This window comes from Azorhizophilus paspali (genome assembly GCF_043587585.2).
Classification (GTDB): domain Bacteria; phylum Pseudomonadota; class Gammaproteobacteria; order Pseudomonadales; family Pseudomonadaceae; genus Azotobacter; species Azotobacter paspali.
Genome location: NZ_CP171449.1, coordinates 3,989,092 through 4,003,040 on the forward strand (window position 1 = coordinate 3,989,092; position 13,949 = coordinate 4,003,040).

General features: G+C 69.1%; 14 protein-coding genes. 6 read left to right on the forward strand and 8 right to left on the reverse strand.

All coding sequences use genetic code 11. The features are described 5' to 3' along the window. Positions 1–101: 101 nt before the first annotated feature. The 4 genes from pncA to cadR form a co-directional block, all read right to left on the reverse strand. On the reverse strand, positions 102–725 hold the full coding sequence (gene pncA / locus ACGI6K_RS19335; RefSeq protein WP_376944262.1) for a bifunctional nicotinamidase/pyrazinamidase: 624 nt from the start codon (positions 723–725) through the stop codon (positions 102–104). Continuing rightward, on the reverse strand, positions 722–1,702 hold the full coding sequence (locus ACGI6K_RS19340; RefSeq protein ID WP_376944264.1) for a ribose-phosphate diphosphokinase: 981 nt from the start codon (positions 1,700–1,702) through the stop codon (positions 722–724). Before ACGI6K_RS19340 ends, pncA begins: the two co-directional genes overlap by 4 nt. A gap of 59 nt (positions 1,703–1,761) precedes the next feature. Beyond that, positions 1,762–2,772: a phosphotransferase gene (locus ACGI6K_RS19345; protein ID WP_376944266.1), complete on the reverse strand. Its 1,011-nt coding sequence runs from the start codon at positions 2,770–2,772 to the stop codon at positions 1,762–1,764. 114 nt (positions 2,773–2,886) lie between these two features. Next, positions 2,887–3,345 (reverse strand): Cd(II)/Pb(II)-responsive transcriptional regulator, encoded by a 459-nt coding sequence (cadR, locus tag ACGI6K_RS19350; protein ID WP_376944268.1) that lies wholly within the window; start codon positions 3,343–3,345, stop codon positions 2,887–2,889. A 332-nt stretch (positions 3,346–3,677) separates the two neighbouring features. Here cadR and ACGI6K_RS19355 point away from each other — a divergent pair, with 332 nt between their 5' ends. The 4 genes from ACGI6K_RS19355 to ACGI6K_RS19370 all read left to right on the forward strand — a co-directional run bounded on the left by ACGI6K_RS19355 (position 3,678) and on the right by ACGI6K_RS19370 (position 7,602). Then, positions 3,678–3,860: a hypothetical protein gene (locus ACGI6K_RS19355; RefSeq protein ID WP_376944270.1), complete on the forward strand. Its 183-nt coding sequence runs from the start codon at positions 3,678–3,680 to the stop codon at positions 3,858–3,860. Between the two features lie 273 nt (positions 3,861–4,133). Continuing rightward, positions 4,134–5,120, forward strand: a complete 987-nt coding sequence (gene pdhA / locus ACGI6K_RS19360; protein WP_376944272.1) for a pyruvate dehydrogenase (acetyl-transferring) E1 component subunit alpha — start codon at positions 4,134–4,136, stop codon at positions 5,118–5,120. Further along, entirely contained in the window at positions 5,117–6,088 is a 972-nt protein-coding gene (locus ACGI6K_RS19365) for an alpha-ketoacid dehydrogenase subunit beta (protein WP_376944274.1), read from the forward strand. Before pdhA ends, ACGI6K_RS19365 begins: the two co-directional genes overlap by 4 nt. A gap of 83 nt (positions 6,089–6,171) precedes the next feature. Further along, complete coding sequence (locus tag ACGI6K_RS19370; RefSeq protein ID WP_376944276.1) at positions 6,172–7,602, forward strand: RtcB family protein; 1,431 nt, start codon at positions 6,172–6,174, stop codon at positions 7,600–7,602. A gap of 50 nt (positions 7,603–7,652) precedes the next feature. Here the strand turns inward: ACGI6K_RS19370 and ACGI6K_RS19375 are convergent, their stop codons facing one another. Continuing rightward, a complete protein-coding gene (locus ACGI6K_RS19375; protein ID WP_376944277.1) occupies positions 7,653–8,261 on the reverse strand; it encodes a DedA family protein in 609 nt (202 codons plus the stop codon). 320 nt (positions 8,262–8,581) lie between these two features. Between ACGI6K_RS19375 and ACGI6K_RS19380 the strand changes: the two genes are divergently transcribed. Further along, positions 8,582–8,857 (forward strand): hypothetical protein, encoded by a 276-nt coding sequence (locus tag ACGI6K_RS19380; RefSeq protein ID WP_376944279.1) that lies wholly within the window; start codon positions 8,582–8,584, stop codon positions 8,855–8,857. A gap of 166 nt (positions 8,858–9,023) precedes the next feature. Here the strand turns inward: ACGI6K_RS19380 and ACGI6K_RS19385 are convergent, their stop codons facing one another. Beyond that, a complete protein-coding gene (locus ACGI6K_RS19385; RefSeq protein WP_376944280.1) occupies positions 9,024–9,941 on the reverse strand; it encodes a LysR family transcriptional regulator in 918 nt (305 codons plus the stop codon). 438 nt (positions 9,942–10,379) lie between these two features. Here ACGI6K_RS19385 and ACGI6K_RS19390 point away from each other — a divergent pair, with 438 nt between their 5' ends. After that, complete coding sequence (locus ACGI6K_RS19390; protein WP_376944282.1) at positions 10,380–12,608, forward strand: alginate lyase family protein; 2,229 nt, start codon at positions 10,380–10,382, stop codon at positions 12,606–12,608. 85 nt (positions 12,609–12,693) lie between these two features. Here ACGI6K_RS19390 and ACGI6K_RS19395 read toward each other — a convergent pair whose 3' ends face one another. Both ACGI6K_RS19395 and ACGI6K_RS19400 read right to left on the reverse strand, forming a co-directional pair. After that, positions 12,694–13,005, reverse strand: coding sequence for a tetratricopeptide repeat protein (locus ACGI6K_RS19395; RefSeq protein ID WP_376944284.1), 312 nt, complete (start codon positions 13,003–13,005; stop codon positions 12,694–12,696). An 86-nt stretch (positions 13,006–13,091) separates the two neighbouring features. Next, complete coding sequence (locus ACGI6K_RS19400) at positions 13,092–13,940, reverse strand: sterol desaturase family protein (RefSeq protein WP_376944286.1); 849 nt, start codon at positions 13,938–13,940, stop codon at positions 13,092–13,094. Between the last annotated feature and the right edge of the window lie 9 nt (positions 13,941–13,949).

The following is a 13,949-nucleotide window of genomic DNA, read 5'->3' on the forward strand; positions in this document are numbered from 1 at the left end:
AAAACCGCGCAGCGTTTTCCGTTTCGGGCCCTTCCATGCGCGGCAGGTGGAAACGACCGACGGTGGTTTCCCTGCCTGCGGACTCCCTGGCCTGGGAAGGGCTAGTCGAGGATCTTCACCCCGGCCGCGCGCATCGCTTGCAATGCCGCGGCGAGGGAGCCGTCGCGGTCGATGGCACGGCTGGCCTGCCTCAGCAGCAGCGTCTCGAAGCCCGCTAGGCGCGCGTCCAGCGCGGTGTAGTGCACGCAGTAGTCGGTGGCCAGGCCAGCGAGGAACAGCCGGCGCAGGCCCCGTTCGCGCAGGTAGCCGGCCAGGCCGGTGGGCGTGCAACGGTCGTTCTCGTGGAACGCCGAATAGGAGTCGACCTCGGCGCGGTAACCCTTGCGCAGGATCAGCTCGGCATGGGGAATGTCCAGCGCGGGGTGGAGTTCGGCGCCGTGGCTGTTCTGCACGCAGTGGTCGGGCCACAGGGTCTGCTCGCCGTAGTCCAGCCGGACGCTCTCGAACGGCCGGCGCCCCGGATGGCTGCTGGCGAAGCTCCGGTGGCCCGGCGGGTGCCAGTCCTGGGTCAGCGCCACGTGGGCGAAGTCTTCGGCCAGGCGGTTGACCGTCGGCACCACTTCGTCGGCGCCCGGCACGGCCAGGGCGCCGCCGGCGCAGAAGTCGTTCTGCAGGTCGATCACCAGCAGCAGGTCGTTCTCGCCGATGGGCGGCAGGCGCTTCATGCCGGCAACTCCGCCATCGGCGCCAGGCGGTATTCACCGGCCAGCCGCGCGGCCACGTCCGCCGTGGAGTCGAGGATCTCCAGGCGCCGTGCGGCCAGCTCCGCCGGCAGGCGGAACGGCGGCACGCTGTCGCAGATCACGATGCGCTCGAACACCGGGCTGTCGAGCAGTTCCGTGCCGCCGGTGAACAGGCCGTGGGCGGCGGCGGCGAACAGCCGGCTGGCGCCGGCCGCCTGGCAGGCCTGGCCGGCACGCAGCAGGGTGCCGCCGGTGCTGATCAGGTCGTCGACGACGATCGCCACCTTGCCGCGCACCTCGCCGACCAGCAGCGAACCGCTGATCCGGTCGTCGCTGCGGTATTTCTCCATGAAGGCGCTGCCCACCGAACGGCCGATGCGCGCTTCCAGTTCCTGGCGGAACTGCTCGGCGCGCTTGGCGCCGCCGGCGTCGGGCGATACCGCGACCACTTCCGTCGCGCCCACGAGCGGGGCGAAGTGCGCGGCGAACAGGGCGGCGGCCTCGATATTGTGGCTGGGCACGCGGAAGGCGTTGTCGAAGGCGGCGACGTTGTGCACTTCCAGGGTGGTCAGCCGGTCCACTCCGCAGCTTTCGAGGAGCGCGGCGACGTAGCGGGTGACGATCGGGTCCTGGAACTTGGTGCGGCGGTCCTTGCGCGCATAGCACAGGTATGGCGCGACCACCTGCACGCGGCGGGCGCCGGCGTCCTTCAGCGCGGCGCAGAAGAACAGCAGGTGGCAGAGCTTGTCGTTGGCGCTGTGCTGGTCGTCGCCGTGCAGCGCGTGGAAGACTACCGCCTTGCGGCCCTCGACCGGCTCCAGCGCGCGGCTCTTGTGCTCGCCGTCCTCGAACTCGCGCTCCTCGTGGGCGGCCAAGCCCAGGCCGAGGCGCCGCGCGACGCGGGCGGCGTAGTCCTCGCTGCCGTGCAGGGCGAAGAGCAGGGGAAGGTCCGTGGACATGGGTGGCTCCTGATTATCGGTAGAAATTGGATATTGTGCCCGCCCGGTCGTTCGTGCGGTCAAGGCAGACCGTCGCCGCGCAGGCAGGCCGCGGCCCTGGCGAGCAGGACGCGGGCCTGGCGAGCCTTGTCGGCGGCCAGCGCCGGGTCGTGCTGGCGACGGGCGCCGCAGGCCAGGGTGAAGCTGCGGGTGGCGGCGCGCAGGGAGAGGAACAGCGGCAGCGGACGGCAGTCTTCGGCTTCGCCGGCATGCGCCAGGTAGCTTCGCAGCAGGCGCGTCGCCAGCGCGTCGAGGCCGTGATGCTGGAGGTCGAGCAGCAAGAAGGCGAGATCGTGGAGCACGTCGATGCAGATCAGCCGGTCGCTGAATTCGATGCCGTCGAAAAGTGTCGGCCGGCCGTCGAACAGGCAGACGTTGGCCAGCCGCAGGTCGCCGTGGCAGCGCCGCACTCGGCCCTCGCGGCGGCGGCGGTCGAGTTCCCCGGCCTGGGCATCGAGTTCGGCCAGCGCGGCGCGGTGCAGGGCGGCCAGGGCGCCGTGGTCGAGCAGGTCGGGGTAGCGGCGAAGTTCCCGGTGGTTTTCCTCGATGACCAGTCGTACCGCCAGTGGGCCGCCGAACTGCGCGGCGATCTCGGCGCCGGCGTGGAAGCGGGCGATCTCCGCGCCCAGGCGTTCCATCAGCGCCTCCGTCAGATGCCCGGCGACGGCCATGCGCTCGAACAGCGCCTGCTGGGGAAAACGCCGCATCATCACCACCCAGTCGAGCACCGGCCCGGCGCCGTCGAAGCGCAGGCTGCCGTCCGCCGCCTGGTTGATCGAGCGCACGGCCAGGTATAGCTGCGGCGCGGTGCGCCGGTTCAGGCGCAGTTCGGCGCGGCAGGCGCGTTCGCGGCTGCCCAGGCTGCGGTAGTCGAGGGCCGCGTAGGCGACCACGCGCTTGAGCTTGTAGGCGCGCCCGCCGTGCAGGAAGACCAGCGAGCCGTGGCTGTCGATGCGCTCGACGCGGCCGTCGGGCGCGCCGTAGCTGGCAGGGCGGGAAAGGAAGGCGATGACTTCGTCCTGGTCGTTCATGGCTGCTCCGATGGCCGGTGCCTGGCGGTGGCGGTCATCCGGGCAGTCTGGACCAGCCGCCCGGTAGAGTCCTCGCCGTGCATGCCGGCCGCCGTGGCGAGCGCGGCGGCGACTTCATTGAGCGAGCTTGCCCGGATGCGAGCCGGTCACACGATTGCCTCCCCGCGTCCGGTCCTCCGCCAGCGGCTGCGACAGCTCGCGCAGAATGCCGCAGCGCGCGGCCTCGCTCGGCTCGCTGCAGCACTCGCGCAGGCGTTTGAGTTGTTCCTCGAGCTGGCGGAGTTCGTGGATGCGCGCGGACACGTGGGCGATGTGCGCATCGAGGAGGCTGTTCACATCGGCGCAGTCCTGGCGGGGATCGTCCTTGAAACGGAGCAGTGCCCGAATCTCTTCGTGGGTCATGTCCAGCAGGCGGCAACGGCGAATGAACGACAGCCTTTCGACATGCGCGCCCATGTAGATGCGGAAGTTGCCCATCGTGCGGGCCGGCGCGGCCAGCAGGCCCTCACGCTCGTAGTAGCGGATGGTTTCCACCGAAGTTTCGGTGATTTTCGCCAGTTCCCCGATTTTCATTGCGATCTTTCGACCTCTGTTCGCGCTTGTGCCTGCTTCGACTTTAGCCGTTCGACCCTGTAGTCGCTACAGGTCGTGCGCTCGCCGCTGGTCGACCCACCATCGGCATCGCCGGCCGATCTCCCGGCGTATCGCCCATGCGGCGCGGTACGGCATGCCGGCCGCGCGGATCCTGGCGAACCTGCTCGCTGCCTCCTGGCCCCGGCCATGTCCTGCCCGTCCGTCCGCGAACGGCGATCGAAGGCGACGGCGGCGCTTTCTGATGAGCGGTTTCGCGGTATGTGCGAAGAGCAGGCGAACGCGCAGGCGACGGCATTTGCCGCCGGGCCGCCATGGCGCGAACCGGGAGGCGGCGCCGTTTCGTCGGCGGCCGCCAGCCAGGCAGCGACCTTGCCCACCGCGACGGCGACGACTATTACTGGTTAGTCGGCCGCTGTGATGACGTTATCAAGTCTGCCGGCGATGTGATCGGCCCCTTCGAGGTGAAGAGCGCACGGCTCGACACCCGGCGGTAGCCAAGGCGGCGGTGATCGGCAAGCTAGACCCCTGTTTTCGGCAAGACGGCGAAGTTTTTCGTCCCGCCCTGGGATGGCTTCGCGGCCGGCACCGTGCTGTGCGACGAATTGTCCGGCCAGCACGTAAGTACCTGGGAGCGGCGGTGGCGCCCAGGACGTTGGATTTCCCGCCGGGTCTGCCGCGCACCCGCGACGGCACGCCGATGCGGCGCCTGCCCGAGGCCCGTGAATTGGGGCTGCCCAATGGCGACACCTCGACCCTGGAGAGTCCGTATGAGCCTGTCGGTACCCTATCCCGCCGAATTCGCGCGGCAGTTGCTATTGGACATGCTGCGCATCCGCTACTTGGAAGAGCGCGCCGCCGAGCTGTATGGCGAGGGCAAGATTCGCGGTTTCCTGCATCTGTACATCGGCCAGGAGGCGATCGCGGTCGGCGTGCTGCACGCCCTGGCGGCGGACGACGCGGTGGTCGCGACCTACCGCGAGCATGGCCATGCGTTGTTGAAGGGCGTGCCGATGCGCGCGATCGTGGCCGAGATGTACGGTTGCCGGGAGGGCTGCTCGCGCGGGCGTAGCGGTTCCATGCACCTGTTCGATGCGAAGACCCGCTTCTTCGGCGGCAACGCCATCGTCGGCGGCAGCCTGCCGCTGGCGGTGGGGCTGGCGCTGGCCGAACGCATGCGGGACAGCAAGCGGCTGACCGTCTGCTTCTTCGGCGAGGACGCGCTGGCCGAGGGCGTTGCCGCCGAGTCGCTCAATTTGGCCGCGCTCTGGCGGCTGCCGGTGCTGTTCTGCTGCGAGAACAACCTTTACGCCATGGGCACTTCCCTGGAGTGTTCGCAGGCGCAGACCGACCTGTGCGCCAAGGTCCATGCTTTCAAGGTGCCGGCCCGCTCGGTGGACGGCATGGATGTGGTCGCCGTGCATGAGGCGACCCGCGCGGCGCTGGGGCAGATGCAGGCGGGCTGCGGCCCCTGCTTTCTCGAGTTCCGTACCTATCGTTTCCGCGCCCGTTCGATGGCCGATCCCGAGCCGTATCGCGACAAGGCCGAAGTGGAGGCGTGGAAGAAGCGCGGACCGATCCACACCTACGGCGCTCAACTCGAGGCCCAGGGGCTGCTCGACGAGGCGGGCCGCCACGCCCTGGAGGCCGAGGCGGTGGCCGAAGTGGAGGCTGCGGTGGCCTTCGCCGAGGCCGGCAGCCTGGAGCCGGTCGAGGACCTGCTACGCGATGTCTACGCCTCGGACTGGACCCAATGAGCCGCGTCAGCTACCGCGAAGCACTGCGCCAGGGCCTGCGCGAGGCGCTTTGCCGAGATCCGCAGGTATTTTTGATGGGCGAGGATATCGGCCGCTACGGCGGCACCCATGCGGTGTCCAGGGAGTTGCTCGAGGAGTTCGGCGAGCGGCGCATCCGCGACACGCCGCTGTCGGAGCTGTCTTTCGTCGCCGCCGGTATCGGCGCGGCGCTGGGCGGCATGCGGCCGATCGTCGAGGTGATGACGGCGAACTTCAGCCTGCTGGCGCTGGAACCGTTGATGAATACCGCCGCGACCCTGCGGCACATGTCCGGCGGGCAGTTCTCGGTGCCGCTGGTGCTGCGCATAGCGACCGGCGCCGGACGCCAGTTGGCGGCGCAGCACTCGCACAGCCTGGAGGGTTGGTACGCGCGCATCCCCGGCCTGAAGATCCTCGTCCCGGCGACCCTGGAGGATGCCCGCGGCATGCTCTGGCCGGCATTGCAGGACCCCGACCCGGTGCTGATCTTCGAGCACTGCGCGCTGTACGACCTGGAGGGCGAGCTGGACGAGCACGCGGTGGTGGACATCCATTCGGCGCGGGTACGCCGCGTGGGCTCGGACCTGACCCTGGTCGCCTACGGCGGCACCCTCGGCAAAGCGCTGGCGGCGGCCGAGCAGTTGGCCGGCGAGGGCATCTCCGCCGAGGTGCTCGACCTGCGTGTACTGCATCCGCTGGACGACGCCGCGATCATGGCCTCGGTGTGCAAGACCCGCCGTCTTTTGGTGGTCGACGAGGGTTGGCGCAGCGGCAGCCTGGCCGCCGAGATCATCGCGCGCGTCGTTGAACGGGATTTCCACGAACTGCATGCGCCGCCTGCGCGGGTGTGCAGTCTGGAGGTGCCGACTCCCTACGCCAAGCATCTGGAGGAGGCGGCCTTGCCGCAGGTGCCGGGCATAGTCGCGGCGGCACGCGGGTTGCTGAGCTGAAGCGAGGGTTTTCGCTGCCGTCGCCGGGCGACGGCTATGCTGAAAAGGCCATGCTCCCATCGAGGGCAGGCGGGAGGCGAGCGATGAATCTCTCGAAGTTTCGCCAGCGCGGCCCCTTCGAATGGGAGCTGCCGGCCAGTGCACGGATGCGCGTGCCGGGAGTGATCTTCGCCTCGCAGGCGCTCGTCGAGTCGATGGACGACAAGGTCGGCGAGCAGATCGCCAATGTCGCCAGCCTGCCGGGTATCGTCGAAGCCGCCTATGCCATGCCCGATGCGCACTGGGGCTACGGTTTCCCGATCGGTGGAGTGGCGGCCTTCGATGCCGGGGAGGGCGGGGTGGTGTCGGCCGGCGGGGTGGGCTTCGACATCTCCTGCGGGGTGCGCAGCCTGCATACCGGACTCAAGCTGGCCGACCTGGAAGCGCTCAAGCCGCGTCTGGCCGATGTGCTCTACCGGCGCATCCCGGCCGGGCTCGGCAGCACCGGGACGTTGCGCCTGTCGGCCCGGCAGATGGATGCCATGCTGCTCGGCGGTGCGAAGTGGGCGGTCGAGGCGGGTTTCGGCGACGAGGCGGATCTGGCGCGCATCGAGGAGTCCGGCCGCATGACCGGCGCCGATCCTGCCGCTGTTTCGGAGCAGGCGAAGAAGCGCCAGCGCGACGAGATGGGCACTCTCGGCTCGGGCAACCACTACCTGGAAGTGCAGGTAGTCGACGAACTGTTCGATATCCGGGCGGCCCGGGCCTATGGCTTGTCCGAGGGCGACGTGCTGGCGACCATCCACTGCGGCTCGCGGGGCATGGGCCACCAGATTGGCACCGACTACCTGCGTGCCATGGTGATCGCCGCCGCGCGGGCGGGCATCGCCCTGCCGGACCGCGAGTTGGCCTGTGCGCCGCTGGATTCCGAGCTGGGCCGGCGTTACCTCGGCGCCATGCGCGCGGCGATCAATTGCGCGCTGGCCAACCGGCAGATCCTCACCCGACTGACTCGGCAGGCCTTCGCCGAACTGTTTCCCGGCATCCGCCTGCCGTTGCTCTACGACGTGTCGCACAACACCTGCAAGGAGGAGTGGCATGTCCTCGGCGGCCAGCGCCGGCGGCTGTTCGTCCACCGCAAGGGTGCGACCCGCGCCTTCGCCGCCGGGCACGCCGAGCTGCCGGTGGAGTACCGCCAGGTCGGCCAGCCGGTGCTGATCGGTGGCAGCATGGGCACCGCTTCCTGGGTTCTCGCCGGAGCGGCCGGTAGCGGGGCGCGCGCCTTCGCCTCGGCCTGCCACGGTGCCGGCCGGGCGATGAGCCGTCACGAGGCGCTGCGCCGCTGGCAGGGACGCTCGGTGGTGGACGAATTGGCCGCCCGCGGCATCCTGATCCGCAGCCCGAGCCTGCGCGGCGTGGCCGAGGAGGCGCCGCTGGCCTACAAGGACGTCGGTGCGGTGGTGGAGGCGGCCGAACGGGCGGGACTGGCGGTGCGGGTGGCGCGGCTGCGGCCGCTGGTGTGCATCAAGGGATGAGGAGGCCCGTCGCCAATCGGAGCGGACGGCGGGCCAGTGGGGACGCCAGCTCAGGCCTGGGGCTTCTCTTCCTTGTGGGTGACCAGGCGGTACAGATACAGGCCGACCACTGCCAGCACCACTACCTTGGACAGCGGGTCGATGTAGTCGGCGACCACATGATATTGCCCGTGCAGCATGTAACCTGCGACGGTCAGCGCGGTTATCCATACTAGCGAGCCGAGCGTCGAATAGAGCAGGAAGGCGCGCATGGGCATGGCGACCATGCCGGCGGGCGTCGAGATCAGGGTGCGGATCGCCGGGATCAGCCGGCCGAACAGCGTGGCCTTCCAGCCATGGCGTTCGAACCAGGCGGAGGCGCTGTCCACTTCTCGCGGGGAAATGGTCATCCAGCGACCGAAGCGCCCGGCCAGTCGCTTCAGCCGTTCGCTGCCGAAGAAGTAGCCGGCGTAGTACCAGGGCAATGCGCCGAATACCGAGCCCGCCGTCCCCGCCAGCAGCACGCCGAAGGCGCTCAGTTCGCCCTTGGCGGCGGCGAAGCCGGCCAGCGGCATGATCAGTTCGGAGGGAATGGGCGGGAAGATGTTTTCCAGGACCATCAGGAGGAATACGCCGAGGTAACCCGTCTGCGCGATGAAATCGACTATGCCGTCAAACATGTAGGAGTCTCTTGCGCCTGTGCGCCAGGGTTGTGCGTACGCTTCGGGAGCGAGGTGGATGTCTGTCCATGATATAGGGGCGCGTGCTGCTAGGCGAAGCGCTCGCATCGCCGGACAGAGCGAAGCCTATTGTCCTGGCCGGTGGGGGTCGCCGAGGCGGGAGTGGCGCCCGGACCGGAAAGCCCGAAGGGTGCTTTCCCTGGACTTGCCCCTATCAAACCGGACACCGCCACCCCATTAATCTTACTGTTTCATAAGGAATCGGGGAGAATACGTTCATCCCAACAGCCGATTGGATTCCACGAGAGAACGGATAACGGATGGAACAGCGCTTCGAAGCTTACCTCGATCATCTGTGCGATTCCCGCTTTCTGGTGGCCGAGCGCCTGCGTCATCCTGACACCCAAAAAACGCCACACTCCGCCCGCCATCTGCCTTACCCCAAGAGTACGTTCCGCGGGGCCGCTCAGCGGCCCCAGCGTCATCAACCCAACGCGATCACGACCTTGCGCTGGCTGATCGCCCAGCGCCTGGCGAGCCGTCTTGATCGTTGTCCGTGCTGCGGACGGAAAAATAGCGAGCAGATGAACGTTTAGCTTTATGACACAGTAAGAGTAAGCCATTGAAGTGTTCAAAGGGAGTTACACCAAAACCGCCCTCGACACGCTCCAATTCGGCATGAATATCTTGCAAGGGGTAATTGTTCTGCACGTAAAAAGTGTTGATGCGCTCATCCCATGAACGAGCCCCCGCCGCCGCCGATCACCGCGCCAGACCGCCCTCCCCCGCCCGCAAAAGAAACTGCCACAGCTCGCGCGCTTCGGGCAGCAGTGTCTCTTCCGACTTCACGCCGACCCACAGGGTGCGGCTAGCCCAGTCGTCGGTCAGCGGGATGGCGCGCAGGCCGGCCTTCAGGCGTTCGCCGTGCACCGCGCCATCGGGCACCACGCCGATCCCCAGGCCGGCCTCGACCATCCGGCCGATGGCGTCGAAGCTGCCAACCTGCATGCGCAAACGCAGGATTCGCTGGGCGGTCACCGCCGAGTCGATCAGCAGGCGCAGCAGCGAGGTGCCGTGGGCGAGGCCAATGTGGTCGTAGGCCAGGGTGTCGACGAAGGCGATCCGGCCGAACTTGGCCAGCGGGTGCCCGACCGGCACCAGCAGGACCAGCCGGCTCTGCCGGTAGGGGCGCAGTTGCAGGGTCGGCGCCGGCAGGTTGTCGGCGAACACCCCGAGGTCGATCCGCTCGCTGTCCAGCGCCGCGATGATCTCCTCGGTCAGCCGCTCCTCCAGGCTGATACGCACCTGCGGCCGCTCGCCGAGGAAGGCCGCCAGATCGTCCGGTAGGAACTGCAGCACCGCCGAGGTGTTGGCCCACAGGCGCAGATGGCCACGCACGCCGGTGGCGAACTCGCCGATGTCGGCGGCCATGCGGTTGACGTTGTCGAGGATGGTGCGGGTGTGCTCCAGGAGTTCCTGGCCGGCCGGCGTCAGTTCGAGCCCGCGCGGCTGGCGGACGAACAGGGGGCAATCGATGGTCTTCTCCAAATCGCAGATGCGCTTGCTCACTGCCGACAGGGTGAGGTGGGCGCGCTCCGCCGCCCGGGTCAGGCTGCCCAGCTCGGCGGCCAGGAGAAACACCCGCAGCGACTGCAGATCGAAATGGAGGGGATTGGTCATGACTGCTGCAAGCTCCCGAAGGCTGTGGAACTGAACATACGCCGAACGCCGCGCGGAATCCCCTTCGCACGCGCCACGGCGATAGCCGGCGGCGAAATCGGGACGACGGGCGGACGGGCGGGGGGAATGAGGCCGCCGGTCCGCCGCACGGGGGGGCGCAACGATGGCACGCGGACGGCGGACGCGCCAGCGGCTCCGGCCTGGCGGGCACGAACGTCCCACATGAGGCAGGCGATGTCCAGCGGTCAAGAACCGGCGGACAGGCGGTCCGACCGCGGCCGGATCGCTCCGGGATGTCGCGGACGCCGAACGTTATGCCATCGTGCACATCGAGGCCATCCGGGACTATGCCCGCCCCGCCGATCCGGCCGCCGGATAGAGGCGGCAGGACCGACCGGATAGCCACATACCGGATAATCACGTAAAGGAAGGCTGTCGATGCCAAGATTGCAGACCACCCTGGGCCTGACCATCGCCATGCTGCTTGCGGGACAGGCCGAGGCTCTGGCCGCCGCCCCCGCCGGCGCAGGCCCCGTGCTGTTCAGGTCCTCCGGCCCGATCCAGGCCGATTACCCGCTGTTCGCCGGCGAGCGCCGGCGCCTGGCCGAACTGGTCGAGGCGGCCAGGCGCGGCGGAATCCAGGTGCCGGTGCCGCGCGACCCCGGCGGCGGTTCGACCCACGAACAGCACAAGCGCAACTACATGACGATCTACGCCGCCGGCCTGCTGTACCGGGTCACCGGCGATGGCGCCTACGCCGACTACGCGCGCCGCCTACTGCTGGAATACGCCAGGCTCTACCCGACCCTGGGGCCGCACCCGGCCGCCAGCGTCGACTCGCCGGGGCGGCTGTTCTGGCAGAGCCTCAACGACAGCGTCTGGTTGATGTATGCGGTGCAGGGCTACGACGCCATCCGCGACAGCCTCTCGGACGAGGACCGGCGGACCATCGACGAGCAGGTGTTCCGGCCGATGGCGGCCTTCCTGTCGGAGGGCCAGCCGCAGGTGTTCGAGCTGATTCACAACCACGCGACCTGGGCCTGCGCCGCGGTCGGCATGACCGGCTACGTGCTGCGCGACGACGAGTTGGTGGCCAGGGCCCTGAACGGTCTCGACAAGAGCGGCCGGACCGGCTTCCTACGCCAGATCGAGCAGCTCTTCTCGCCCGACGGTTACTACAGCGAAGGCCCCTACTACCAGCGCTACGCCCTCGAGCCCTTCGTGGTCTTCGCCCAGGCGATCGAGGCCAACGAGCCCGAGCGCAGGATCTTCGCGTACCGCGACGGCGTGCTGCTCAAGGCGATCCGCGCCACCGTCCAGCTCACCCAGGGCGGCTACTTGTTCCCGCTCAACGACGCCCTGCGCGACAAGAGCCTGAAGACCGACGAGCTGTATCAGGCCATCGCCATCGGCTATGCCGCGACCCGCGACCCGACCTTCCTGTCGATCGCCCAGTGGCAGGGACACACCACCCTGACTCCCGAGGGCCTGCTGGTCGCCCGCGACCTGGCCGAGGGCAAGGCGCAGCCCTTCCCCTTCGCCTCCCGGCTGTTCCGCGACGGCCCGGCGGGCGACGGCGGCGCCGTCACGGTGCTGCGCGCCGGGATCGACGAGCACGGCCAGACGCTGGTCGTCAAGAACAGCGCTCAGGGCATGGGCCACGGACATTTCGACAAGCTGGGCTGGATGCTCTACGACGATGGCGCCGCGGTGGTCACCGACTACGGCGCGGTGCGCTTTCTCAACGTCGAATCCAAGGACGGCGGCCGCTACCTCGGGGAGAACCAGAGCTGGGCCCGGCAAACCGTCGCCCACAACACTCTGGTGGTGAACGAGACCAGCCACTTCGACGGCCAGTGGAAGGTCGGCGAGCGCATCGCGCCCCGCCAGTTGTACTTCGCGGCGGACGGGCCGACGCGGGTCAGCACCGCGGAAGTCGAGGGCGCCTACCCCGAGGTGCGCTTCCGGCGCACCCTGGCGCAACTGGAGGTGGACGGCCTGGCCGGCCCGCTGGTGGTCGACCTGCTGCGCGTCCAGGGCAGCAAGCCGGCGCAATACGACCTGCCCCTGCACTACGCGGGGCACATCACCGACGTGGGCTTCCCACTGCACTCCTATCCGGCAGAGCGGCCGGTGCTGGGCAAGGCCAACGGCTACCAACACCTGTGGGTGGACGCGAGCGGCACGCCGGAGGCCGGCAACGCGACCCTGACCTGGCTCAACGGCGAGCGCTTCTACACCTACCGCATGCTGCCGCCCGCCGGCACCCGGATCATCCTGGCCGAGAGCGGCGCCAACGACCCGCGTTTCAACCTGCGCCGCGAGCCGGTGCTGATCGAACGCCTGGAGAACGCCACCGACGCCACCTTCGTCGCCGTGCTCGAACCGCACGGGTGCTACGATCCGGCGGCGGAAACGGTCACCGACAGCCGCAGCCGGATCGCCGCGCTGCACCATGTCCACACGGCGGATGCCGACCTCGTCGCCCTCGAACTGGTCGACGGCCGCACGCTGACCCTGGCCATCGCCGACGACGTGGATGCCGGCAAGGCGCATCGGGCCGAACTCGACGGCAAGCCGCTCGAATGGAGCGGCCACGTCGGACGCTTCGAGGCGCCGACCGCCGGGGAGTCGCCGAGGCAGGAGCTGGCCGAAAAACGCCCGTGACGGCGCCGGCCAGGGACGGCAGCCGCCTTGGCCGATCCGTCGACCGTATCCCGAGCGAAACGACAAAAGCGCAAGCGACCGGCCGTCAGTGCTGCCGGCCCAGCCGCTTCAGGAACACCGTCATTTCCTTCTCCGCCTGCCGGTCGCCGCGCCGCTCGGCGACCTCCAAGCCCAGCTCCCAGGCCAGGCGAGCGCCATCCGGGTCGCCGGCGGCCTGCAGCGCCTTGCCGAGCAATTTCCAGGCCGCGGAATAGTTCGGGTCGAGTTCCACGCAGCGGCGCAGATGCTCGGCGGCGCGCGGCGCGTCGCCGGCATCCAGGTAGCCCTTGCCGAGGCCGAAGCGCAGCAGCGGGCTATCCACGCCCTGGGCGAGCATCTTTTCCAGCGATTCGAGCATGTCGACCTCCATCGGCTCCGCGGGACGCGGCGAGTATAAAGCCGATCGCCGGCCCGTCGGCGCCCGCGGGACGATCGGATCGCGCCTCAGGGCGGCCCGACCAGCACGCCCAGGCGGGCGCGCAGGCCGCGCGCGCGGAGCAGGTCGCGGCCCAGTTCCAGCCAGCCGTGCAGGGCGATGCGCAGCGGGTTGTAGCTGTGCAGCGGCCGGCTGAGGCCATAGCGGATGGGGATCTCCGGGCGATGCTCGACGAAGGTGCCGAACAGCCGGTCGAAGACGATCAGCACGCCACCGTAATTGCAGTCCAGGTATTGCGGGTTGCTGGCGTGGTGCACCTTGTGGTGGGTGGGCGTGTTGAGCAGCCATTCCAGCGGGCCAAGCCGGGGTACCCAGGGCGCGTGCACCCAGAACTGGTAGAGCAGGTTGAGCGCAACCGCGGCGCTCACCGCTAGCGGCGGAAAGCCCAGCCAGACCAGCGGCAGGTAGAACAGTCCGCTGCCGGTCAGCCGGCCGGTCCAGCCCAGGCGCAGGGCGGTGGCCAGGCTCAACTGCCCGGGCGAGTGGTGCACCGAATGGGAGGCCCAGAACCAGCGGACCCGATGCGCCATCCGGTGGTACCAGTAATAGAGGAAGTCCTGGCCGAGGAACAGGGCGACGAAGGCCACCGGCGTGGACATCTCCAGGCTTTGCAGGCGGTGCTCGTAGGCCAGCACGAACAGGGGCGCCACCAGGGACAGGCCCAGGGCGTCCACGCCGCGACGGATCAGCGCGTCGGCGAACGAGGCGGCGCTGGCCCGCCAGTCGTAGGAGCCGGGGCGCAGCAGGCTGCGCACCAGCCCCTCGACGCAGGCGACACCGACCAGCACGAGGAAGGCCATGGCGAACCAGGGCAGCGCCTGCGGCCCCAGGGTGTCGCGGATCGTTTCGCTGGACATGGCGGCGTC